Source organism: Pseudomonas sp. D5(2026), assembly GCF_057766845.1.
Genome location: NZ_CM173421.1, coordinates 1,027,028 through 1,051,335 on the forward strand (window position 1 = coordinate 1,027,028; position 24,308 = coordinate 1,051,335).

At 62.2% G+C, this 24,308-nt stretch carries 20 protein-coding genes; 9 read left to right on the forward strand and 11 right to left on the reverse strand.

All coding sequences use genetic code 11. The features are described from left to right. Positions 1-44: 44 nt before the first annotated feature. The 5 genes from AC3B5Q_RS04805 to arcD (AC3B5Q_RS04825) form a co-directional block, all read right to left on the reverse strand. A complete protein-coding gene (locus tag AC3B5Q_RS04805; protein WP_021781890.1) occupies positions 45-413 on the reverse strand; it encodes a DUF5064 family protein in 369 nt (122 codons plus the stop codon). Between the two features lie 55 nt (positions 414-468). Next, positions 469-1,398: a carbamate kinase gene (gene arcC / locus AC3B5Q_RS04810; RefSeq protein WP_028698087.1), complete on the reverse strand. Its 930-nt coding sequence runs from the start codon at positions 1,396-1,398 to the stop codon at positions 469-471. Between the two features lie 164 nt (positions 1,399-1,562). Beyond that, a complete protein-coding gene (locus AC3B5Q_RS04815; RefSeq protein ID WP_003255074.1) occupies positions 1,563-2,573 on the reverse strand; it encodes an ornithine carbamoyltransferase in 1,011 nt (336 codons plus the stop codon). Positions 2,574-2,642: 69 nt separating this feature from the next. After that, positions 2,643-3,896: an arginine deiminase gene (arcA, locus tag AC3B5Q_RS04820; protein ID WP_021781892.1), complete on the reverse strand. Its 1,254-nt coding sequence runs from the start codon at positions 3,894-3,896 to the stop codon at positions 2,643-2,645. Between the two features lie 33 nt (positions 3,897-3,929). Continuing rightward, positions 3,930-5,357: an arginine-ornithine antiporter gene (gene arcD / locus AC3B5Q_RS04825; RefSeq protein WP_021781893.1), complete on the reverse strand. Its 1,428-nt coding sequence runs from the start codon at positions 5,355-5,357 to the stop codon at positions 3,930-3,932. 434 nt (positions 5,358-5,791) lie between these two features. Here arcD (AC3B5Q_RS04825) and arcD (AC3B5Q_RS04830) point away from each other — a divergent pair, with 434 nt between their 5' ends. Continuing rightward, complete coding sequence (gene arcD / locus AC3B5Q_RS04830) at positions 5,792-7,219, forward strand: arginine-ornithine antiporter (protein WP_021781894.1); 1,428 nt, start codon at positions 5,792-5,794, stop codon at positions 7,217-7,219. Here the strand turns inward: arcD (AC3B5Q_RS04830) and AC3B5Q_RS04835 are convergent. The 6 genes from AC3B5Q_RS04835 to gap all read right to left on the reverse strand — a co-directional run bounded on the left by AC3B5Q_RS04835 (position 7,199) and on the right by gap (position 14,272). Then, complete coding sequence (locus AC3B5Q_RS04835) at positions 7,199-7,612, reverse strand: YbaN family protein (protein ID WP_021781895.1); 414 nt, start codon at positions 7,610-7,612, stop codon at positions 7,199-7,201. The genes arcD (AC3B5Q_RS04830) and AC3B5Q_RS04835 overlap by 21 nt on opposite strands. A 54-nt stretch (positions 7,613-7,666) precedes the next feature. Further along, entirely contained in the window at positions 7,667-8,260 is a 594-nt protein-coding gene (locus AC3B5Q_RS04840) for a biliverdin-producing heme oxygenase (RefSeq protein WP_021781896.1), read from the reverse strand. Between the two features lie 349 nt (positions 8,261-8,609). Beyond that, the gene (locus AC3B5Q_RS04845) at positions 8,610-11,198 is read right to left on the reverse strand and encodes a TonB-dependent receptor (protein WP_103443543.1); all 2,589 of its coding nucleotides are present in this window, start codon (positions 11,196-11,198) and stop codon (positions 8,610-8,612) included. Between the two features lie 125 nt (positions 11,199-11,323). Continuing rightward, the gene (locus tag AC3B5Q_RS04850) at positions 11,324-12,286 is read right to left on the reverse strand and encodes a FecR family protein (protein ID WP_021781898.1); all 963 of its coding nucleotides are present in this window, start codon (positions 12,284-12,286) and stop codon (positions 11,324-11,326) included. An 89-nt stretch (positions 12,287-12,375) separates the two neighbouring features. Next, a complete protein-coding gene (locus tag AC3B5Q_RS04855) occupies positions 12,376-12,888 on the reverse strand; it encodes an RNA polymerase sigma factor (RefSeq protein WP_103463206.1) in 513 nt (170 codons plus the stop codon). A gap of 382 nt (positions 12,889-13,270) precedes the next feature. Continuing rightward, positions 13,271-14,272 carry a type I glyceraldehyde-3-phosphate dehydrogenase gene (gap, locus tag AC3B5Q_RS04860; RefSeq protein ID WP_021781900.1) on the reverse strand — a complete coding sequence of 334 codons (1,002 nt, stop codon included), beginning with the start codon at positions 14,270-14,272 and terminating at the stop codon, positions 13,271-13,273. A gap of 264 nt (positions 14,273-14,536) precedes the next feature. Between gap and edd the strand changes: the two genes are divergently transcribed. The 8 genes from edd to AC3B5Q_RS04900 all read left to right on the forward strand — a co-directional run bounded on the left by edd (position 14,537) and on the right by AC3B5Q_RS04900 (position 24,308). Further along, positions 14,537-16,363 (forward strand): phosphogluconate dehydratase, encoded by a 1,827-nt coding sequence (gene edd, locus AC3B5Q_RS04865; protein WP_103443545.1) that lies wholly within the window; start codon positions 14,537-14,539, stop codon positions 16,361-16,363. Next, entirely contained in the window at positions 16,360-17,319 is a 960-nt protein-coding gene (locus AC3B5Q_RS04870; protein ID WP_021781902.1) for a glucokinase, read from the forward strand. Before edd ends, AC3B5Q_RS04870 begins: the two co-directional genes overlap by 4 nt. Before the next feature lie 78 nt (positions 17,320-17,397). Next, on the forward strand, positions 17,398-18,123 hold the full coding sequence (gene gltR, locus AC3B5Q_RS04875; RefSeq protein WP_101196496.1) for a two-component system response regulator GltR: 726 nt from the start codon (positions 17,398-17,400) through the stop codon (positions 18,121-18,123). Continuing rightward, on the forward strand, positions 18,104-19,558 hold the full coding sequence (locus tag AC3B5Q_RS04880; protein WP_392520117.1) for an ATP-binding protein: 1,455 nt from the start codon (positions 18,104-18,106) through the stop codon (positions 19,556-19,558). Before gltR ends, AC3B5Q_RS04880 begins: the two co-directional genes overlap by 20 nt. A gap of 228 nt (positions 19,559-19,786) precedes the next feature. Then, positions 19,787-21,037: a D-mannose isomerase gene (locus AC3B5Q_RS04885; RefSeq protein ID WP_101196499.1), complete on the forward strand. Its 1,251-nt coding sequence runs from the start codon at positions 19,787-19,789 to the stop codon at positions 21,035-21,037. A gap of 104 nt (positions 21,038-21,141) precedes the next feature. Further along, a complete protein-coding gene (locus AC3B5Q_RS04890; RefSeq protein WP_101196500.1) occupies positions 21,142-22,428 on the forward strand; it encodes an ABC transporter substrate-binding protein in 1,287 nt (428 codons plus the stop codon). A gap of 133 nt (positions 22,429-22,561) precedes the next feature. Further along, entirely contained in the window at positions 22,562-23,470 is a 909-nt protein-coding gene (locus tag AC3B5Q_RS04895; RefSeq protein ID WP_021781907.1) for a carbohydrate ABC transporter permease, read from the forward strand. Next, positions 23,463-24,308 (forward strand): carbohydrate ABC transporter permease, encoded by an 846-nt coding sequence (locus AC3B5Q_RS04900; RefSeq protein WP_103463204.1) that lies wholly within the window; start codon positions 23,463-23,465, stop codon positions 24,306-24,308. The genes AC3B5Q_RS04895 and AC3B5Q_RS04900 overlap by 8 nt, the downstream gene beginning before the upstream one ends.

Consider the following 24,308-nt stretch of genomic DNA (forward strand, 5'->3'; position numbering starts at 1 on the left):
CCACAGGATTGCTGCTGTAGGGACGGGCTTGCTCGCGAAAAGGGTCACTCCAGATGTTCAGGTTTGATCGGGTCGCCCGATTTCACATCGAGCTTTTCGCGAATGTCCGCAAACATATGGTCATAGAGCTTGTGCGGCGAACTCAGGGTCTCGAATTTTTTCGGCGGCGCCAGATACGACTGCGCCTTGCGGGTCAGTAGCATGAGGAAGCTGGGCAAGACCTGGTCCTTGGCCAGGAAGAACTTTTCTTCCACCGGCTTGCCTTCGATGCTGCCATGCATGTGGAACTGAATACCTCTGCCTTCCTTGGGGTCCGACACAGCCTCGTACTCGATGCTCAGGTCATAGCTGTGGTCGGCGTTGTTCAGCGCAGTGCGCTCGATGTGTACATGACCGGAGTGATACTGGGCCATGGCTATCTCCTTTGGAAGGTCAAAAATGGCGGGCCGAGTAAGCCCGCCGACTGCATCAACGGTAGCTGATCCCCGGCTTCTCGGTGGAAACCCGAGTGCCGGCCGTGCCTTTGACGATGCCTTCGATGTTCTCCAGCGAACTGATCACCGCCACCTTGCCGGTGTTGCGGGCAAAGTCGCAGGCGGCCTGCACCTTCGGCCCCATGGAGCCGGCGGCAAACCCCAGCGTTTCCAACGCGTCCGGGTGGGCCTGGGCGATGGCCTTCTGCGTCGGTTTGCCCCAGTCAATGTAGGCTGCATCGACGTCGGTGGCGATAATCAGAAGGTCGGCTTCCAATTGCTCGGCCAGCAGCGCCGAGCACAGGTCTTTGTCGATCACCGCCTCGATGCCTTTGAGCTTGCCGTTTTCATCGTACATGGTGGGGATGCCGCCACCGCCTGCGCAAATCACGATGCTGCTTTTTTCCAGCAGCCACTTGATCGGGCGAATTTCGAAGATGCGCTTGGGTTTCGGGCTGGCTACCACGCGGCGGTACTTGTCGCCGTCGGCCTTGACCACCCAGCCCTTTTCCTTGGCCAGGCGCTCGGCCTCATCCTTGCTGTAAACCGGGCCGATGAATTTGGTCGGATCCTTGAAGGCCGGGTCGTTGGCGTCCACTTCCACTTGGGTGAGCAAGGTGGCGAAGGGCACCTCGAAGGCTAGCAGGTTGCCCAGTTCCTGTTCGATCATGTAACCGATCATGCCCTCGGTCTCTGCACCCAGCACGTCCAGCGGGTAGGCCTCGTCTGGCTTGTACGACAGGGCCTGAAGCGACAGCAGACCCACTTGCGGGCCGTTGCCGTGGGCAATGACCAGTTCGTTGCCAGGGTGAATCTTGGCGATCTGTTCGGTGGCGGTGCGGATATTGGCGCGCTGGTTGTCAGCGGTCATGGGCTCGCCGCGACGAAGCAGGGCGTTGCCGCCCAATGCAACAACGATACGCATGTGGAATGTCCTTTAGCGAAAGAATGAATGGACTGTCGCTGCACGGAGGCTGCGGAGTTCGCTGTGGGAGCGGGCATGCCCGCGAAGAGGCCAGACCTGACATCATCGATGATGTGGCTGACGCCTTCGCGGGCACGCCCGCTCCCACAGGGACTGCGGGCTACTTATAGATCCGCCAGGGTCGATACCAGGATCGCCTTGATCGTGTGCATGCGGTTTTCCGCCTGCTCGAAGGCGATGCACGCTGGCGACTCGAACACGTCATCGGTCACTTCGATGCCGTTTGCCAGGTCCGGGTATTGTTCGGCGATCTGCTTGCCTACCTTGGTGTCGGAGTTGTGGAATGCCGGCAGGCAGTGCATGAACTTGGTCCGCGGGTTGCCGGTGGACTTCATCAGTTCGGCATTCACCTGATAAGGCTTGAGCTGCTTGATGCGCTCACCCCAGGCTTCGATCGGCTCGCCCATCGAGACCCACACGTCGGTATGGACAAAGTCGACACCCTTGACCGCGGCTTTCGGGTCTTCGGTGAGGGTAATGCGTGCGCCGCTTTCTTCAGCGTACTGTTTGCAGCGTTCGACCAGGTCGTCATGCGGCCACAGTGCCTTGGGCGCGGCGATGCGCACATCCATGCCCAGCTTGGCGCCGATCAGCAGCAGCGAGTTGCCCATGTTGTTGCGGGCATCGCCCAGGTAGGCGTAGCTGATGTCGTGCAGCGGCTTGTCGCTGTGCTCACGCATGGTCAGCACGTCGGCGATCATCTGGGTTGGGTGGTATTCATCGGTCAGGCCGTTGAACACCGGTACGCCGGCGAACTTGGCCAGCTCTTCGACGATTTCCTGCTTGAAGCCACGGTACTCGATGGCGTCATACATGCGCCCGAGCACACGGGCCGTGTCCTTCATGCTCTCCTTGTGGCCGATCTGCGAGGAGTTGGGGTCGATGTAGGTGACGTTGGCGCCTTGGTCATAGGCTGCCACTTCGAAGGCGCAACGGGTACGGGTGGAGGTCTTTTCGAAGATGAGGGCAATGTTGTTGCCCTTCAGGTGCTGCTGCTCGGTGCCGGTGTACTTGGCGCGTTTGAGGTCGCGGGAAAGGTCCAGCAGGTAGCGCAACTCACGGGTGGTGTGGTGTTCCAGGCTGAGCAAGTTGCGGTTGTGAATGTTGAACGCCATGACAGTTTCTCCTTGAGTTCGGTGATGTCCCGGCCGCCACTTCATGGGTGCGGCCGGGCGTGATGGTCGTTAGTAGTCGATCGGGTCGCGCACGATCGGGCAGGTCATGCAGTGGCCGCCGCCACGGCCTCGGCCCAGTTCGCCGGCGCTGATGGTGATGACCTCGATGCCGGCCTTGCGCAGCAGGGTGTTGGTGTAGGTGTTGCGGTCGTAGCCAATGACTACGCCCGGCTCGATGGCCACCACGTTGTTACCGTCATCCCACTGTTCGCGCTCGGCGGCGAAGCTGTTGCCGCCGGTCTCGACCACGCGCAGCTGGACGCCCAGTTGCTCGCCCACCACTTCGATGAACGACTTGTTGATGCGGCGTACATCCATGCCGTAAGGCTTGCTTTCGTCCGGGCGGATGATGAATGGCACAATCTCTTTCACCACTTCCGGGAAGACCGTGACCAAGTCGCGGTCGCAGAAGCTGAAGACAGTGTCCAGGTGCATGGCGGCGCGGGATTTTGGCAGGCCGGCGACGATCACTTCCTTGACGGCGCCCTTGGCGAACAGGTTTTGCGCCAGCTGGCCGATGGCCTGGCGCGAGGTGCGCTCGCCCATGCCGATCAGCACGATGCCATTGCCGATCGGCATCACATCACCGCCTTCGAGCGTGGCATTGCCATGGTCCTTGTCCGGGTCGCCATACCACACCTGGAAGTCGGCCTCGGTGAACTCCTTGTGGAACTTGTAGATGGCGGTGGTCAACAGGGTTTCCTGGCGACGCGCCGGCCAGTACATCGGGTTCAGCGTCACGCCGCCGTAGATCCAGCAAGTAGTGTCTCGCGTGAACTGGGTGTTGGGCAGTGGTGGCAGGATGAAGCTGGAGTGGCCCAGGTAGTCGTTGTACATCTTCACGACTTCGGCGCCTTCGCTCTGCGGCAGGTCCTGGCCTGCCACACCGCCGATCAGGAATTCGGCCAGGTGGCGTGGCTCAAGGCCTTCGAGCCAGCTACGCACTTCGTTGGTCAGGCCTACGCCGACGGTGTCAGGGGTGATCTTGCGGTCGAGGATCCACTTCAGGGCCTCTTTGTTTTGCACGATATCGGTCAGCAGGTTGTGCATCTCCAGCACATCCACGCCACGCTCGCGCATCTTGGTAACGAAGTCGAAATGGTCACGCTTGGCCTGGTCGACCCAGATCACGTCGTCGAACAGCAGTTCGTCACAGTTGCTCGGCGTCAGGCGCTTGTGCGCCAGGCCAGGGGCGCAAACCATCACTTTGCGCAGTTTGCCGGCTTCGGAGTGGACACCGTACTTCTGTTTTTCAGCGGACATGGTTTCATTCCTCCAATTGAGCGAAGACGTGGGTCAAAGGGTCAGGAAGCCGTCATACAGGCCATAGGCTGCCACCAAGGCACCAATGACCACGGCTGCGAAGATCAGTTTTTCCACGTTGGTGAAGACCGGTTTGCCCACCTCACGCTTGGCTTTGGCGAACAGGATGGCGCCAGGTGCGTAGAGCAGGGCCGAGAGCAGCAGGTATTTCACGCCGCCTGCGTACAGCAGCCAGACGGCGTACAACAGGGCGATACCACCGATGATCAGGTCCTTCTTGCGTTCGGCCAGGGCCTGTTCGTAGGTTTCGCTGCGCAGTGCCAGCAAGAACGCATAGGCTGCCGACCACAGGTAGGGCACCAGGATCATCGAGGTGGCGAGGTAGATCAGGGACAGGTAGGTGCTGCTTGAGAACAGCGTGATGACCAGAAAGATCTGCACCATGGCGTTGGTCAGCCACAGGGCGTTGGCCGGTACCTGTTTGGCGTTCTCGCGGCGCAGGAACTCCGGCATGGTGTGGTCCTTGGCTGCGGCGAACATGATCTCGGCGCACAGCAGCACCCACGACAGCAGCGCCCCGAGCAGCGAGATGACCAGGCCAACGCTGATCAGCACCGCCCCCCAGTGGCCGACCACATGCTCCAGCACGGCAGCCATCGACGGGTTCTGCAGCTTGGCCAGTTCCGGTTGAGTCATGATGCCCAGCGACAGCACGTTGACCAACACCAGGAACAGCAGCACGGTCACGAAGCCGATCACCGTTGCCTTGCCCACGTCGGTGCGTTTTTCCGCCCGCGCCGAGAAGATGCTCGCGCCCTCGATGCCGATGAACACCCACACGGTGACCAGCATCATGTTGCGCACCTGGTTCATGACACTGCCAAGCTCTGGCGTGCCCACGGCCCAGATATCGGCGGTGAAGATGTCGAGCCTGAAGGCGAACAGGCAGATCAGGGCGAACAGCACCAGCGGCACCACTTTGGCCACAGTGGTGACCAGGTTGATGAAGGCAGCCTCCTTGATGCCGCGCAGTACCAGGAAGTGCACCGCCCACAACAGGATCGACGCGCCAATGATGGCGGCTGGGGTATTGCCTTCACCAAAGATCGGGAAGAAGTAGCCCAGGGTGCTGAACAGCAACACGAAGTAGCCGACGTTGCCCAGCCAGGCACTGATCCAGTAGCCCCAGGCCGAGGAAAAGCCCATGTAGTCGCCGAAGCCGGCCTTGGCATAGGCATACACCCCGCCATCCAGATCAGGCTTGCGGTTGGCCAGGGTCTGGAACACGAAGGCCAGGGTCAGCATGCCGACTGCGGTGATCGCCCAGCCGATCAGCACGGCCCCAACCCCTGCGCTGGCGGCCATGTTTTGCGGCAGCGAGAAGATACCGCCGCCAATCATCGAACCGACGACAAGTGCAACTAACGCGCCGAGCTTTAGTTTTCCGGATGAATCAGACATTTAACAACTCCTGCCAGGAGAAAGTTGACGACAGAATAGATCCGACGCCTTTGCCTTGAGCTGACTTATGTCAGTTTAAGGCGCCGTGAAGGTAGGAAATTTCCTTCACGGGTGCTCCTGGAGAGTGCCGACAGCTTGAGCTGCAGGCCTTGTGTGCTGGCACCTCCATGTCCTTCTAGAGCAAACGCTCTGTTCAGCCTGCGATGCTTGAAATTAGCCGCTTTTGCCGCTTTAGCAAATTTTTCACAAGAAATTCGAGTTTTATCAGTTTCTTTTCCTGTTGCCGGACTGCTGCTAGTTTTGAGAGGGCAGGTACATAGACAAAGCAGTTATGAGTGATATAGGTTGAACCCACAGCTTCAGTATAAGTAACGATATTTATATAGCCCGCAATGCTGTTTCAAACGCATGACAGGGTTTGAAGAAGGAGGCTCATGAGCGAACCGGGACAGAAGCTGCGCCTGGGCGCGCTGATCGCGCTGGTGGTCGGGTCGATGATTGGTGGCGGGATCTTCTCGCTGCCGCAGAACATGGCCGCGCGTGCCGATGTGGGCGCAGTGCTGATCGGCTGGGCGATCACCGCAGTCGGCATGTTGGCCTTGGCCTTCGTGTTCCAGACCTTGGCCAACCGCAAGCCGGAACTGGACTCGGGGGTGTATGCCTACGCCAAGGCTGGCTTTGGCGAGTACATGGGCTTTTCCTCGGCCTGGGGCTACTGGATCAGCGCCTGGCTGGGCAACGTCGGCTACTTCGTACTGCTGTTCAGCACCCTGGGTTTCTACTTCCCGGTGTTCGGCGAAGGCAACACACCCATCGCCATCGGTTGTGCCTCGCTGCTGTTGTGGTCGGTGCATTTTCTGGTATTGCGCGGCATCAAGGAGGCGGCTTTCATCAACCAGGTCACTACCGTGGCCAAGGTGGTGCCGTTGCTGATTTTTGTGGTGATCGCTGCATTTGCCTTCCGCGCCGACATCTTCACCCGGGATATCTGGGGCTTGAGCAACCCACAATTCGGCAGCGTGCTGGAGCAGGTGCGCAATATGATGCTGGTGACTGTATTCGTGTTCATCGGCATAGAGGGCGCTAGCGTGTATTCCGGGCGCGCCCAGCGTCGGTCAGACGTGGGCAAGGCCACGGTCATCGGCTTTCTTGGTGTGCTGGCGTTGCTGGTGCTGGTCAACGTGTTGTCGCTGGGCATCATGACCCAACCGGAACTGGCCGGGCTGCAGAACCCCTCACTGGCCTCGGTGCTGGAGCATATCGTTGGCCCCTGGGGCGCCTTGCTGATCAGTCTCGGTCTGGCAGTCTCGTTGCTTGGCGCTTTGCTGTCCTGGGCGCTGCTGTGTGCCGAGATCCTTTACGCTACGGCGCGGGACAAGACCATGCCGCGCTTTCTGGCCAAGGAAAACGCCAACCATGTGCCGGCTAACGCCCTGTGGCTGACCAACTGCATGATTCAGGGCTTCCTGCTGATCACGCTGTTTTCCGCCGGTACGTACACCAGTCTGATCTACCTGGCCTCGTCGATGATCCTGGTGCCCTACCTGTGGTCTGCGGCGTATGCCGTGCTGCTGGCGATGCGTGCAGAAACCTATGCCGGGCAGCCGAGGTTGCGGCGCAAGGACTTGCTGGTGGCGCTGGTTGCCCTGCTGTATGCCGTGTGGCTGCTGTATGCCGGCGGGCTCAAGTACCTGCTGCTTTCGGCGCTGCTGTACGCCCCCGGCGTCATCTTGTTCGCGAGGGCCAAGCATGAGCAGGGGCAGACGTTGTTCACGGCCTGGGAAAAGCTGATTTTCGCCGCCGTGCTGGTGGGTGCCGCGCTGGCGGCCTATGCCCTGTATTCAGGGCTGCTGAGCTTGTGACGGGGCAGGGCAGGCGTGCTCCGGGCGTGACCAGATCCACAGGTTGCCCAAGGTCATCCCGGCGATTGCCAGGAATACCGGCCAGTGGTGTTCCAGAAAGGTCAGCATCAGGCCCGCACACAGCAGCATGCTGATGGTTGCGCTGACCTTGGCGCGGCGCTGGATAACCTTGCCGTTGCGCCAGTTATGCAGAATTGGCCCGAACAGCCGGTGGTTCTCCAGCCATGCCGACAGGCGCGGTGAGCTGCGTGTGGCGGCCCAGGCGGCCAGCAGGATGAACTCGGTGGTCGGCAAGCCAGGGATCACAATGGCGACCAGGCCCACCCCGAGGCTCACGTAGGCCAGGATTCCATACAACAGGCGGGCGAGTTTCGAGCGGGCTGGTTGGGTCATGTTCTCACTGCATAAAACGGTTCGGCCACCGGAGGGGTGGCCGGCTACGGCGTATCAGACCAGCGCGGCATCCGCAGCGTAGGCGTGCTTGAGCAGCTCGGTGAAACGCTCGAAAGCGGCCACTGCACCGCGTTCGGCAGCCGCTTCCTCTTCAGGCGAGAGCGCCAGGCCATCGAGGATGCGGGTGAACTGCTTCCAGCCTTCGGCACGGCCACCGGCGGGCTCGCCCAAGTGACGGGCACCGAAGCTGTCGGACAGCTGCAGGGCCACGGCACGCTTGATCAGAAACGCAGCGCCCAGTTTGGAGCCTTCGGAGACGAAGATCCAGCCCATTGCCTCGCCCAGGCTCGGCTTGCCTACGGCGCCCGGCACGGCGGCCGGTACTTCGGTGTCGAGGTCGGCGAGGTCCAGGCGGGCCTGGTCGGCACGGCAGCGTTCAGCCAGGTCAGGGACGATGGCGATCAGTTGAGGGTCGTTGTACAGGGCCTGCAGCTCGGACTGGAACAGGTATTGCGCGACGACGAAGCGGGCGAAACTTTCGCGGCTGTCGAAAGGCGCGTGGGATTTGACCAGGGCATCCAGCTCGGCGTGCGGGGCGTGGGTGATCTGGTTCAGGCGTTGGGAGCGCAGGGCTGGGCGTTCGGTCATGGGGCAGTCCTTGGAGAGGGGGCGTCTAGATACAAGACGAAACAGCGGGGGCGGGACAGTAAAAAAAGGGTGTTTTCAGATTGGTTATTGCAGCGCCTGAGAGATCGAGCGCCGCCCGCGCGGCGCATCGCGAGCGAAGCTCGCTCCTACATCTGTTTCGGGCCAATAACACCTGTGACCGCGCGCGCGACCGCCTTGTTGGTTCGACACAATACAGAGTCGGACACCAAGGGGCCGCGCGCATAAGGCGCAGGAATAACTGGCCCGAAACAGATGTAGGAGCGAGCTTCGCTCGCGATGCGCCGCGCGGGCGGCGCTCGATCTCACAACCAATGCACATTTAAAGCGATCAGATATCCCAAACCACATTGATACCGAAGTTGCGCCCCGGCATGGTCAGGCGGTCGATGTTAGCGGGCTGGGTCACAGCCGCTTCACCCTGGCCGTCGTAGCTGCGCACCGAATCCCACTGCCAGTATTTCTTGTCGGTAAGGTTGTACAGCCCGGCATTGATGGTGACGTCGTCGGTGACCTTGTAGTAGCCGGTCAGGTCCAGCACGCCGTAGCCCGGGGTACGGAACTTCGAGGTGGAACCGTCAGGCGAATAGAAGGTACTGTCGTCGACACGGGTCTTGCGCTTGACCAGCGTCCAGCTCAGCAAGCCGCCGTAGTTCTGCTGCTCGTAGCCCAGGCCGAATACGCCCTTGAGCGGGTTGACACTGTTCAACGGTTGACCGGTGTCATCGTTACGACCATAGGTGTAGGCAATCGAGCTTTGGGCATAGAGGCCCTGCGCTGCGCCGAAGTGGTCGAGGTTCAGGCGGCCCTTGAATTCGGCACCCTTGATCGTGGCGTGCTTGATGTTGTTGGCCTGGAAGGTCTGTTCCAGGTTGGCGCTTTGCACGGCATCTTCGTCGATGAAATCACGGTACTTGTTGTAGAACACTGCCACGTCGAAGTTGCCGGCGTCGAAGTTGCCACGCAGGCCGGTTTCGTAGCTTTTGCTCTTTTCAGGCTGGAGGTTCGGGTTGCCCTCCACGCGGTAGCCTTGGTCCAGGTTCTGGAAGCGGCCATACATGGCTTTGGCTGTCGGAGTACGGAAGCCCTCTGCATACTGGCCGTACCAGGTGTAGTTGTCGTTGAAGGCGTAGGTCAGGCCGAACTTGGGCGAGATGCGGTGCCACTTCTTGTCCGAATCGTCCTGGGAGGTTGGCGCCGTACCGCTGGACTCCAGACCACGCAGGAATTCCTCGGTGAACTTGGGTTCCATGCGGGTGTAGTCGTAGCGCGCGCCGGGCATGAAGGTCCAGTTGTTCCAGCGGATTTCATCCTGCGCGAACAGGCTGTAGGTATTCACGGTCGGGTCCGGGAAGTCGCTGACCAACGCCTGCCCGTCACGCGCGCTGTCCTGTCCGATGGCGGTACAGGTCCCACCGATATTCAGGCAAGTGCCGGTGCCGCTACGTGAACCCGTGACTTTCTCCTGTTTGAGTGTGGTGCCGTAGGTGAGCAGGTGGTCGGTTTGGCCGATGCTGAAGGCCTTGTCCAATTGGGCGTCGAATACCCACTGGCGATCCTTGTAGGTCGTCTGCCGGTCCCGAAACACTTGGCGTCCCGAGGCGACATACAGCTCATCGGTGCGTTGGTCGGTCTTCGCGATCTGGTAGTTGAGGCTCCATTTGACGTGATCTGCGACCACGCTATCGAGGTCGAATTCATGATTGAGGCCGAAGCGTTCACGGGTGATCGTGTCGTTGCCCTGGCGCATGCGGTACGAGTTCATGCCACCGAAGCCCGGAATGAACGGCCCACCCACCGCGCTGAGGATGTTCTGGTCGCGGTCATCCTTGTAGCGCTCGTAGGTGAGCCCCAGGCGCGCGTCGTCGGCGTAGTTCCAGCCCAGCTTGGCCAGCACGTTGGTGGTGCGCACGTCCATCGGGTTGGCTTCGGTGCGTGACAGGCCGTCGCCACTGTGGCTGCCGTGGGTTTCGGTCTCGTGGCCGTTGCGCTGGCTCAGGTGCAGCAGGCCGTCGAGATCACCCTGGCGGCCGGCGACAGTGGCGGAGGTCAGCCAGCTTTCGTCGGCCGAGCTGTAGCCGGTTTTCAGGCGTGCACCTACGTCTTTGCCGGGCTTGATGATGTCGTCCGGGTCGAGGGTGAAGTAGCTCACCGCACCGCCGATGGCGTTGCTGCCATACAACACCGAGGCCGGGCCGCGGAGGATTTCCACACGCTTGACGATTTCCGGGTCGACATAGTTGCGCTGGGTCTGGGCGTAGGGGCCGTAGAAGAAGCTGTCGGGGATCGACACGCCGTCGACTTGGGTGAGAATCCGCTCGCCGTCGATACCCCGGATGTTGTAGCCGTTCAGCCCGCTGCGTTGGCCGGTTCCGGATACCGACACCCCCGGCTCGTAGCGCACCAGATCCTGGATATTGTTCACGTTCTGCCGGTCCAGTTGCTCACGGGTCTGCACGCTGACAGTGCTCGGCACCTGGCTGACGTCCTGTGCACTGCGGGTGGCGCTGACGGTCACCTGCTGCAGGGCGATCACGTTGCTTGCGGTTTGGCGCTCCAGTACCACATTGCCGTTGCTGATCTTGCGAAAACTCAGCCCGGTACCCCGCAACAGGCGCTTGAGGGCAGCATCTGGCGGCAGCGAACCCTGTACGCCTGGCGAAGCCACGCCGTCGGCCAGCTCGGCGCTGAAGCCGACCTGCCAGCCGGTGACCTGGCTGAAGGCGTTGATCGCCGACACCAGCGGTTGCTGGCCGATGCTGAAGCGGTAGTCGCCCATACGCGGGCTGCTGGCCTGTGCCGGCTCGGCGGCCAGCGCCGGCAGGCTGCAGGCACCGCTGGCGAGCAGGGCAAGGGTCAACAGGGACAGTTGTCCTGTACGGCGGGGAAGGTTGGACGAGCGGGTAGGACCAGTGGACATCGGAAGCGCTCCCAGACGCGCGGGCTGTTATAGGTGATGGCTGTTCTCGTTCACAAACAAGAATCAGTTGCATTGGCTATAACGAGACGGGCGGGCGAGTGCGATCGCGTAAAAATAATTCAGGGTCAGTTCAGGATGACCAGCGCCGGGTACTCATGCAGCTGTGCCGAGGTGATGTGGGCCAGTGCGCGCAGGGTTTCCAGCGGCTGGTCGAGGCGGTAGTTACCGGTGACGGCAACATTCTCCAGCTGTGTATTGCGGTTGATGATCCAGCCCGGGTAGTACCGCTGCACTTCGGCCAGCACCTGGCTCAACGGGCAGTTCTCGAACACCAGGCGGCCGTCGATCCAGGCCAGGTCCTTGTGCATGTCTGGGCGCTGGCGTTGGCCAAAGCCCTCGGGGCCGACGCTGATGCTGTCGCCGGCACTCAGGCGGATGCGCTGGTCGCGCCCACCCTGCAGGTCGACAGCGCCGCGTTGCACCCGCACCTGAGCTTCGCCGTCAAGGTAACGCACGGCAAAGTCGGTGTCGCGCACCTGTGCGCGCAAAGGCCCGGCTTTCACTTCCAGCGGCAGCTGCGCGCTGTCGGGAACCTGAAAATAAGCCTCGCCCTGCAGCAGGCGGGCGACCTGGCGGCCGTCCTGGCGTTCGCTGGCAAATGCCGAATTGGTGTTGAGCAGCACTTTTGCGCCGTCTTCCAGTTGCAGGCGCTGGCGCTCGCCGACCACAGTCAGGTGGTCCGCCTGCAGGCGCATGGGCAGGTTACCGACGGTGAACAGCCCAACCACCAGCAGCGCTGCGGTGGCCAGAGGTTTCCAGTGGCTGCGCAGGCGCCCGCGCCATGAGCGGCGTTGCTGCTGGTGCATCTGTGTGGCCACTTGATGCAACGGGGTACCGTTCCACAGTGCCTCGGCCTCGACATAGGCCTCGGCGTTTTCTGGCGCAGCGCTCAGCCAGGCTTCAAAGGCCTGGGTGTCTGCGGCATCTGCGCATTGCAGGCGCACCAGCCAGTCCAGCGCCTCGTCCATGGCACGAGCTCGGGCGCTAAGCCGGGCAGGTGACGGGCGAGGGGCAGGGCGGTCGGTCACGGTGAATCCTTGAATGGTTTTTTTGCGAATGATCAAGGCTAAGGCGGGGTGTGGCAAGGGCTTTGCGTTGCCGTTCGCCTGGGTTCAGCTTACTTGAGTCGTTCGGCAACACCCATGCAGATTGCCATGATCAGTTTCAGTTCCTTTTGTACCGTGCTGGGCGAAATGTTCAGTTGTTCGGCCACTTCCAGGTAGGTGGCGCCATGCAGGCGGCTGAGGATGAAGATGCGCTGTTGGCGCTCGCTCAGTTGCCCAAGGCTGACGCTGAGCTGTTTGAGCAACTGTTCGGCATGGGCGGCGTCTTCGTTGCTGGTGGCCGGTGCGGCCACGCTATGCAAGACCTCATCTGGCACGTCATCGACCAGCATGCGTGATTGCACGCGGCGCGCGCGCAGGTGGTCGAGGGCCAGGTTGCGCGCGGTCTGAAACACGAACGGCTCGATGTGCTCGATGGGCCGCTCGCCCAGCGCGCGGGACACCCGCAGGTAGGTTTCCTGCAGCAGGTCTTCGGCCGTGCTGGGGTTACCGACCATGCGCTGCAGGGTACGCAGCAGGGTGAGGCGCTGAACGAGGAAGACGGAATTGAACCGGGACTGACTCACGGGGGGACCTGGCCGACGAAAGGTTAATGATAATGCTTATCATCCGTGCGGCAGGTCAAGTGTGGAATTATCAGGAAAAGGTAAAGATTGTGAGTCTGCGGGCGCTTGGCGGTGGATTTTCTGTGTATTTGAAATCGAGCGCCGCCCGCGCGGCGCATCGCGAGCAAGCTCGCTCCTACATTTGTTTCGGGCCAGTCCATCCTGTGCCACTGGCGCGCGACCGCCTTGTTTGTACGACGCGATATCGAGCCATACGCCAGGGCGTTCGCGCGCAAATCCCACAGGCATAATTGGCCCGAAACAAATGTAGGAGCGAGCTTGCTCGCGATGCGCCGCGCGGGCGGCGCTCGATTTCATAGGCGCCGAAAATGCCTTGTCATGCTCAGCCAGCCCGGCACAACGCCAAACAGTTATCCAGCATCCGGTTGCTGAACCCCCATTCGTTGTCATACCAGGCCAGCACCTTGAGCATCCGCCCGTTGGCGCGGGTATGGTTGGCATCGAAGATCGACGACAGCGGGTTGTGGTTGAAATCGCAGGAAACCAATGGCAGGGCGTTATAGCCCAATACCTTGGAATGCTTGCTGGCCTCGAGGAACAACTGGTTGACCTGCTCCGCCGTAGCTTCGCGCTTGAGGTTGACAGTGAGGTCTACCAGCGACACGTTGATGACGGGCACCCGCACCGCCATGCCGGTCAGCTTGCCGGCCAGTTCCGGCAGCACCAGGCCCACGGCCTCGGCGGCACCGGTCTTGCTCGGGATCATCGACTGGGTCGCTGAACGCGCGCGGTACGGGTCGCTGTGGTACACGTCAGTCAGCACCTGGTCGTTGGTGTAGGCGTGGATGGTGGTCATCAGGCCTTGCTCGATGCCGAACTCCCGGTGCAGCACCTGGGCGATCGGCGCCAGGCAGTTGGTGGTGCAGGAGGCATTGGAAATGACCTGGTGCGAGGCGCGCAGGATGTCGTGGTTGACCCCGTATACCACGGTGGCATCGGCACCCTTGGCCGGTGCCGAGACAATCACCTTGCCCGCCCCGGCGGCCAGGTGCGCAGCAGCCTTGGCCCGGTCGGTGAACAGCCCGGTGCATTCGAACACCACGTCGATCGCCTCGGCCTTCCAGGGCAGTTCGGCCGGATTGCGGATGGCACTGACCGCGATACGGTCACCGTTGACCGTCAGGCTTTCGTGGTCGGCCTCGACGGTCGCGTCAAAGATGCCGTGGACACTGTCGTACTTGAGCAGGTGGGCATTCATGGCGCTGTCGCCCAGGTCGTTGATGGCGACGACCTGCAGGTCCTGGCGATAGCCTTGGGTATACAGTGCGCGCAGGACATTGCGCCCGATTCGGCCGAATCCATTGATGGCGATGCGAAGGGTCATGGCAGTACCTCTGGCAGTTCGAGTGAAACCTGTGGCACAAAGGAGCTTCACTGAAACGGTTTTGTTGTTGGAATTACAAGATTATTCACTGGCTGATAGAAAACAAGCCTTTTTAGTGGCAGTATTTTGTTTAAATATACAACGAGTGGTTGGGCGACGTGCCTCCACCGATGCAGCGGGCTCCTAACCATGAGCCTAGGCCGCAATCGTTTGGAGGGGAAATGCCCGGTAAACCGCCCTTACAATTAGCCTGGAGTCCAGTACATGCATCCGCGCATCCTTGAGGTCACCCAGCGGCTGGTCGAACGCAGCCGAGCCACCCGCGAACGCTACCTGCAGCTGATTCGTGGCGCGGCCAGTGACGGCCCCATGCGTGCCAGCCTGCAGTGCGCCAACTTCGCCCACGGCGTGGCCGGTTGCGGCAGCGAAGACAAGCAGACTCTGCGCCTGATGAACGCGGCCAACGTGGCCATCGTCTCGGCCTACAACGACATGTTGTCTGCCCACCAGCCGTACCTGCATTTCCCCGAGCAGATCAAGCAGGCCTTGCGCGAGGTCGGTTCGGTCGGCCAGTTTGCCGGTGGCGTGCCGGCCATGTGCGACGGTGTGACCCAGGGCGAGCCGGGCATGGAGTTGGCTATCGCCAGCCGTGAAGTGATCGCAATGTCCACGGCGGTAGCGCTGTCGCACAACATGTTCGACGCAGCACTGATGCTGGGCATCTGCGACAAGATCGTCCCCGGCCTGATGATGGGCGCGCTGCGCTTCGGCCACCTGCCGACCATCTTCGTCCCGGGCGGACCGATGGTTTCCGGCATCTCCAACAAGCAGAAGGCCGATGTGCGCCAGCGCTATGCCGAAGGCAAGGCCAGCCGCGAAGAGCTGCTGGAGTCCGAGATGAATTCCTACCATAGCCCCGGCACCTGCACCTTCTATGGCACCGCCAACACCAACCAATTGGTGATGGAGGTGATGGGGCTGCACCTGCCGGGCGCCTCGTTCGTCAACCCGTACACACCGCTGCGCGACGCACTCACCGCCGAGGCCGCGCAGCAGGTGACGCGCATGACCAAGGCCAGCGGCAGCTTCATGCCGCTGGGCGAAATCGTCGACGAGAAGGCGCTGGTCAACTCCATCGTCGCGCTGCACGCTACCGGTGGCTCGACCAACCACACCCTGCACATCCCGGCGATTGCCCAGGCTGCGGGTATCCAGCTGACCTGGCAGGACATGGCCGACCTCTCCGAAGTGGTGCCGACCCTGTCGCACGTGTACCCCAACGGCAAGGCCGACATCAACCACTTCCAGGCTGCCGGCGGCATGGCCTTCCTGATTCGTGAACTGCTCGACGCCGGCCTGCTGCACGAAGATGTCAACACCGTGGCCGGCCATGGCCTGCGCCGCTACACCCAGGAACCCTTCCTCGACGATGGCAAGCTGGTGTGGCGCGAAGGGCCGCAACAGAGCCTGGACGAAAGCATCCTGCGCCCGGTGTCGCGGCCATTCTCGGCCGAAGGCGGCCTGCGGGTGATGGAAGGCAACCTGGGTCGTGGCGTGATGAAAGTGTCTGCCGTCGCCCCTGAGCACCAGGTGGTCGAGGCCCCCGCACGGGTGTTCCAGGACCAGCAATCGCTGGCCGACGCGTTCAAGGCCGGCGAGCTGGAGCGTGACTTTGTCGCGGTGGTGCGCTTCCAGGGCCCGCGTTGCAATGGCATGCCGGAACTGCACAAGCTCACCCCGTTCCTCGGTGTGTTGCAGGACCGTGGCTACAAAGTTGCGCTGGTTACCGACGGACGCATGTCCGGTGCCTCGGGCAAGATCCCCGCGGCCATCCACGTTTGCCCGGAGGCTTACGACGGCGGCCCGCTGGCGCGGGTGCGCGATGGTGATATCGTGCGAGTCGACGGTGTCGAAGGCACGTTGCGGATCATGGTGTCGGCAGAAGAACTGGCCAGCCGTGAGCTGCCGCCAGCGCCCCAGGGCAACGACCTGGGGTGTGGGCGCGAGCTGTTCGGCTTCATGCGCATGGCGTTCAGCCCGGCAGAGCAGGGCGCCAGTGCCTTTACCTCGGCCCTGGAGCACCTCAAATGAAGCACCTGCTGGTTGGTGATATTGGCGGCACCAATGCCCGTTTTGCGTTGTGGCGTGACAACCAGCTGCATGAGGTAAAAATTTTCGCCACCGCGGACTACACCAACCCCGAGCAGGCCATCGAGGCCTATCTGGAAAGCCAGGGTATCGCCCGTGGCGGCCTGGCGGCGGTGTGCCTGGCGGTGGCCGGCCCGGTCGATGGCGATGAATTCCGCTTCACCAACAACCACTGGCGCCTGAGCCGCACGGCATTTTGCAAGACCTTGCAGGTCGAGCGACTGTTGCTGATCAATGATTTCACCGCGATGGCGCTGGGCATGACCCGTCTGCGCGAAGGCGAGTTCCGCGAGGTGTGCCCCGGCCAGGCCGACCCCTCGAGGCCGGCACTGGTGATCGGCCCAGGTACTGGCCTGGGGGTGGGCTCGTTGTTGCGTCTGGGCGAACAGCACTGGAAGGCCCTGCCGGGTGAAGGCGGGCATGTTGACCTGCCGGTAGGCAATGCTCGCGAAGCGGCAATCCACCAGCAGATCCACAGTCAGATCGGTCATGTCAGCGCCGAGGCCGTGCTCAGTGGTGGTGGCCTGGTGCGGCTGTACCAGGCGATCTGTGCGCTGGACGGCGACACGCCCAGGCACAAGACCCCGGCGCATATCACCGATGCCGCACTGGGCGGTGAGCCGCGAGCGCTGGCGGTGGTCGAGCAGTTCTGCCGTTTCCTTGGGCGAGTGGCGGGTAACAATGTGCTGACGCTGGGTGCACGAGGCGGGGTCTATATTGTTGGCGGTGTGATTCCGCGCTTTGCCGAGCTGTTCTTGCGTAGCGGGTTTGCCGCGAGTTTTGCCGACAAGGGGTGTATGAGTGGCTATTTTGCCGGGGTGCCGGTGTGGCTGGTGACGGCGGAGTTTTCCGGGTTGGAGGGGGCCGGTGTAGCGTTGCAGCAGGCGTTGGATCACTGATGGGGCCACTTGGCGGCCCCGATGGCAATACCCGACAGCAGGCAAAAAGACCTGCAATCAACAAGAGGAAGGACCACCTTGAGCACTGCCGGCAAATCGATCCTGATGGTCGACGACGACCAGGAAATCCGTGAACTGCTGCAAACCTACCTGAGCCGCTCCGGCTTCCAGGTGCATGCCGAGGCTGACGGCAGGGGCTTTCGCCGTGCGCTGGAAACCACGCCCTGCGACCTGGTCATTCTTGACGTCATGTTGCCCGACGAAGACGGCTTCAGCTTGTGCCGCTGGGTACGCCAGCACCCACGCCAGGCGCGCGTACCTATCATCATGCTCACCGCCAGCTCGGACGAGGCTGACCGGGTCATTGGCCTGGAACTGGGCGCTGATGACTATCTGGGCAAGCCGTTCAGCCCCCGCGAACTGCAAGCGCGAATCAAGGCTTTGTTGCGCCGCACCGAGTTCGGCCAGACGGCGCCGGGCAGCGCCGTGCTGGCCTTCGACGACTGGCGCCTGGACACGGTCAGCCACCGCCTGTTCCACCGTGATGGAGAGGAGGTGATCCTCTCCGGCGCCGACTTTGCCCTGCTCAAACTGTTCCTCGATCACCCGCAGCAAATCCTCGACCGCGACACCATCGGCAACGCCACCCGTGGCCGCGAACCGATGCCGCTGGACCGTATCGTCGACATGGCGGTCAGCCGTCTGCGCCAGCGCCTGCGCGATACCGACAAACCTCCCCGGCTGATCCGCACCGTGCGAGGCAGTGGCTACTTGTTGGCGGCGCATGTCTGCTGTGCGCCCTGAGCGGCGCTGGCGCCTGCTGCCGCGCTCCTTGCTGGGGCGCATGCTGCTGCTGACCTTGCTGGTTGTCCTGCTGGCCCAGGGGTTGTCCAGCATTATCTGGGTATCTCAGCTGCGCGCCAGCCAGCTTCAGGGGCTGCGTGCCAGCGCCAGCAGCCTGGCCCATTCCATGAGTGCCAGCGTCAGTTACTTCCGCTCGCTGCCGGTGGCCTACCGGCCGCTGGTGCTCGACCAATTGCGCAGCATGGGCGGCACGCGTTTCTTCGTGTCGCTTAACGCCACGCCGCTGGACATGCAGGCACTGCCCATCACCCCTCGCAAGCAGGCGGTGATCGATGTGTTCCAGCAGGTGCTGCACGAGCGCCTGGGTTCACAGATGGAAATTTCCGTAGCGTTCGTCGCCCCCGACGACCTGCGTATCTTCAACAGTGGCCTGAAGCTCGACGAGCTACCGCGCTCCTGGGCGCATTACTCGTTGACCCTGGAACCACTCAACCCGCCGGTGCTGGTAACGCAGATCCGTCTGGGTGGGGGGGAGTGGTTGTATATCGCCTCGTTGCTGCCCGAACCCTATACCAGCCTGGAGGCCGAACGCCTGCCTCGGCAGCAGATCGGTTTCATCGTGCTCACCACAACCTTGCTGCTGCTGTTCATCGGCCTGCTGGTGCACTGGCAAAGTTGGCCGCTCAAACGGCTGGCGCGGGCTGCGCGGGAAATGTCGTTGGGCGCCGATGTGGCGCCGTTGGCTGAAGCGGGCGGCAGTGAAGTGGTCGAGGTTAGTCGGGCGTTCAACAGCATGCGTGAGCGAATCAGCCGCTACCTGACCGAACGCAGCCAGTTGTTCAGCGCCATTTCCCACGACCTGCGCACGCCAATCACCCGCTTGCGCCTGCGTGTCGAACTGCTGGAGGACGAGCGCCTGCAGGCCAAGTTCAGCCAGGATCTGGACGAGCTGGAGTTGCTGGTCAAAGGCGCCTTGCAGTGCGTAAAGGACACCGACATCCACGAAAACATCGAGCCGGTCGACCTCAACCAGGTGCTGGAGATTCTGGCCGAGCCTTACCTGGGCGATGGTCGCATCACCGTCGAGGGCCAGGCGCTGGCGCCTTACCCGGGCAAGCCGCTGGCATTGCGTCGTTGCATCGGCAACCTGATCGACAACGCCATCAAGTACGGCGAACGGGCGCGGCTGCGCATCATCGACGGGGCAGAAGGCTTTGTGCTGCAGGTGGATGACCAGGGGCCCGGGGTGCCGCAGCAGCAGCTGGAACAGGTGTTCGAGCCGCATTTCCGTCTGGCCGGGCAGCAGCAGGGGTATGGGCTGGGGTTGGGCATTGCGCGCAACATCGCCCATAGCCATGGGGGCGAGGTGAGCTTGCTGAACCTGCGCGAGGGCGGGCTGCGGGTGACTCTGTATCTGCCACGGGGTATGGATTGATTTTTTGGGGTGCCTGTGTGGGCCTCTTCGCGGGCAAGCCCGCTCCCACAGGTACAGCGTAAACTTGGAAGGCTGTGTGGTCTTTGTGGGAGCGGGCGCGCCCGCGAAGAGGCCAATACAGGCAGGCGCAATGTCACTGACCGGTGACAATCCCGCCGTCCTTCGTGACATCCGCCATGACCCCGCTGGCTAGAATTCGCAAATGACTGGCAAGGATCAAGCTGGCCCATGACCTCCCTCAACCTGTCCGCTGACAGCTGGCTCAATGCCCCGGCCCACAACGCCTGGCGCTTGGCCGAAGCACAGCGCCTGCTGGCCTTTGCCAAGGCCGCGAAACTACCCGACGGTTTCGGCAATCTGGATGCCAACGGGCAACTCGCCCCTGGTGCCCGTGCCGAAACCATGAACACCGCCCGTATGACCCATTGCTTCGCCTTGGCCCATCTGCAGGGCATCCCTGGCAGCCTGGCCTATGCCGAGCACGGTGTGGCAGCACTGCGCGGAGCCATGCAGGATGCCGACCACGGCGGCTGGTTCGCTCACCCCGACGGCCACGTCGATAGCGGCAAGGCGGCCTACCTGCATGCCTTCGTCGCCCTGGCTGCCAGCTCGGCGGTTGTGGCGGGCGCTGTCGACGCTGGCACGCTGTTGGCAGACGCAATCCAGGTGATCGAAGCGCATTTCTGGAGCGAAGAAGAAGGTGCCCTGCGGGAAGCCTTCTCCCGCGCCTGGCAGCTCCCCGAGCCGTACCGGGGCGCCAACAGCAACATGCACGCGACCGAGGCCTTTCTGGCTTTGGCAGATGCCACCGGCAACGGCCTGTGGCTGCAACGCGCCCTGCGAATTACCGAACGCATCATCCATGGCCATGCTGCCGCCAACGGTTATCGGGTGATCGAACATTTCGATGCCCATTGGGCACCGCTGCCGGATTACAACCTCGAACACCCCGCCGACCCCTTTCGGCCTTATGGCACTACACCCGGGCATGCCCTGGAGTGGGCGCGGTTGCTGCTGCACCTGGAAGCCAGCCTTGAACGGGCCGGCCTGTGCGCCCCGCAATGGCTGCCGAACAGTGCCCGCGCATTGTTCGACACCGCCTGCCAGCAGGCCTGGAACGTCGATGGTGAACCGGGTTTCGTCTATACGCTGGACTGGGCTGATCGCCCGGTGGTGCATGCACGACTGCACTGGGTGCACGCCGAGGCCTGCGCCGCTGCGGCAGCCCTGTTGCAACGCACCGGCGAGGCGCATTACGAACAGTGGTACCGCTGCTGCTGGGGCTTTATCGCCAATCATTTCATCGACCCCATCGGCGGCAGCTGGCACCACGAACTCGATGCACACAACCAGCCGGCCGGCACCCTCTGGCCGGGCAAGCCCGACCTCTATCACGCCTACCAGGCGCTGCTGTTGCCAGGCTTGCCCCTGGCACCCAGCCTGGCCAGCAACCTGGGCGGCAATGTAACCAAACGATGACATTCACGCATCGCTTCGTTACCTGACGAGGCGAGCGCGCTGTTTAGACTTCATGCAACGCAAGCGATCGACTTGCACGGCATAACAACAAGAAAGGTGCCTCGATGAATTCCACGCTCCGTTTCGCTGCCGCAATTTCCTTTGCCTCCTTGATCCCCCTGGGTGCCCAGGCTGCTGACGCCAAAGGCAGCGTCGAAGTGGTGCACTGGTGGACCTCCGGTGGTGAAAAAGCCGCGGTCGATGTGCTCAAGGCCCAGGTCGAAAAAGATGGCTTCATCTGGAAGGACGGCGCCGTTGCCGGCGGCGGCGGTGCCACGGCCATGACCGTGCTGAAGAGCCGCGCCGTCGCAGGCAACCCGCCCGGTGTCGCGCAGATCAAAGGCCCCGACATCCAGGACTGGGCGGCCACCGGCCTGCTGGACGCCGATGTGCTCAAGGATGTGGCCAAGGAAGAAAAGTGGGACTCCCTGCTGGACAAGAAAGTCGCCGACACCGTGAAGTACGACGGTGATTATGTTGCCGTGCCGGTGAATATCCACCGTATCAACTGGCTGTGGATCAACCCCGAAGTATTCAAGAAGGCCGGCATCGACAAGGCGCCCACCACCCTCGAGGAATTCTACGCCGCCGCTGACAAGCTCAAGGCTGCTGGCTTCATCCCGCTGGCCCATGGTGGCCAACCCTGGCAGGACAGCACCGTGTTCGAAAGCGTGGTGTTGTCGGTAATGGGCGTCGACGGCTACAAGAAGGCCTTGGTCGACCTCGACAACACCGCCCTGACCGGCCCGGACATGGTCAAGGCGCTGACCGAGCTGAAGAAGGTCGCCACCTACATGGACCCGGACGGCAAGGGCCAGGACTGGAACCTGGAAGCCGCCAAGGTCATCAACGGCAAGGCCGGCATGCAGATCATGGGCGACTGGGCCAAGAGCGAATGGACACTGGCAAAGAAAACCGCCGGCAAGGATTACCAGTGCGTGCCATTCCCCGGCACCGACAAGGCGTTCCTGTACAACATCGACTCGCTGGTGGTGTTCAAGCAGAACAACGCTGGCACCTCTGCTGGCCAGCAGGATATCGCCCGCAAGGTGCTGGGTGAGGATTTCCAGAAGGTCTTCAGCATCAACAAGGGCTCGATCCCGGTACGCAACGACATGCTTGCCGACATGGGCAAGTATGGTTTCGATGCCTGTGCTCAAACCTCTGCCAAGGACTTCCTGGCCGACGCCAAAACTGGCGGCCTGCAACCGAGCATGGCGCACAACATGGCCACCACGCTGGCCGTGCAGGGCGCGTTCTTCGATGTGGTGACCAACTACATCAACGACCCCAAGGCCGACCCGGCCGATGCGGCGAAGAAGCTGGCGGCGGCTATCAAGGCTGCCCGGTAACGGCTGTTCGCGGGCACGCCCGCTCCCACATGGGCCCTGCTCACCACAGTTCCTGGTCATGATGCCGGACCTGTGGGGGCGGGCTTGCCCGCGAAGCGGTGCGCAGCACCGCCACTACCTCGGGATTCAATACATGAGCACTACCACCGCCCAACTGCGGGCCTCACCCCTGGACGCGCTTCAGCGCTGGCTGCCCAAGCTGGTGCTGGCACCCAGCATGTTCATCGTCCTGGTGGGCTTCTACGGCTACATCCTCTGGACCTTCGTGCTGTCCTTCACCACCTCGACCTTTCTGCCCACCTACAAGTGGGCGGGCCTTGCGCAATACGCCCGTCTGTTCGACAACGACCGCTGGTGGGTGGCGAGCAAGAACCTGCTTCTGTTCGGCGGCCTGTTCATTGCCATCAGCCTGGCCATCGGTGTGTTGCTGGCGGTGCTGCTGGACCAGCGCATCCGCCGTGAGGGCTTCATTCGCACCATTTACCTGTACCCCATGGCGTTGTCGATGATCGTCACCGGTACCGCGTGGAAATGGCTGCTCAACCCCGGCATGGGCCTGGACAAGCTGTTGCGTGACTGGGGCTGGGAGGGCTTTCGCCTGGACTGGCTGATCGACCCTGACCGGGTCGTGTACTGCCTGGTGATCGCCGCCGTGTGGCAGGCCTCGGGCTTTATCATGGCGATGTTCCTCGCCGGCCTGCGCGGCGTTGACCAATCGATCATCCGCGCCGCCCAGATCGACGGTGCCAGCTTGCCGCGCATCTACTGGACTGTAGTGCTGCCCAGCCTGCGCCCAGTGTTCTTCAGCGCGCTGATGATCCTCTCGCACATTGCCATCAAGAGCTTCGACCTGGTGGCGGCGATGACGGCCGGCGGCCCGGGTTACTCGTCCGACCTGCCTGCAATGTTCATGTATTCGTTCACCTTCAGCCGCGGCCAGATGGGCATAGGCTCGGCCAGCGCCATCCTCATGCTCGGGGCGATCCTGGCGATCCTCGTGCCTTACCTGTACTCGGAGCTGCGGAGCAAACGCCATGCATAGTCCTGTCGACAAGCCGGTGCTCAGCTTCAGCCGTATGGCCATCCATGCCGTGTTGCTGATAGCCGTGCTGCTGTATCTGGTACCGCTGGTGGTGATGCTGCTGACCAGCTTCAAGACCCCCGAAGACATCAGCACCGGCAACCTGCTGAGCTGGCCTGCGGTGATTACCGGCATAGGCTGGGCCAAGGCCTGGGCAGCGGTCAGCGGTTACTTCTGGAACTCGATCATGATTACCGTGCCAGCGGTGCTGATCTCCACCGCTATTGGTGCACTGAACGGCTATGTGCTGTCGATGTGGCGCTTTCGGGGTTCGCAACTGTTCTTCGGCCTGCTGCTGTTCGGCTGCTTCCTGCCGTTCCAGACCGTGCTGCTGCCGGCCTCGTTCACCCTCGGCAAGCTTGGCCTGGCCAGCACCACCAGCGGCCTGGTGCTGGTGCATGTGGTCTACGGCCTGGCCTTCACCACGCTGTTCTTCCGCAACTTCTACGTGAGTATCCCCGACGCGCTGGTCAAAGCCGCACGGTTGGACGGTGCCGGGTTCTTCACCATCTTCCGCCGCATCATTCTGCCGATGTCCACGCCGATCATCATGGTCTGCCTGATCTGGCAGTTCACCCAGATCTGGAACGACTTCCTGTTCGGCGTGGTGTTCTCCAGCGGCGATTCGCAACCGATCACCGTAGCCCTGAACAATCTGGTCAATACCAGCACCGGGGCCAAGGAATACAACGTCGACATGGCGGCAGCGATGATCGCTGGCCTGCCAACCCTGCTGGTCTATGTGGTGGCAGGCAAATATTTCGTGCGCGGGCTGACGGCCGGCGCGGTCAAGGGGTAA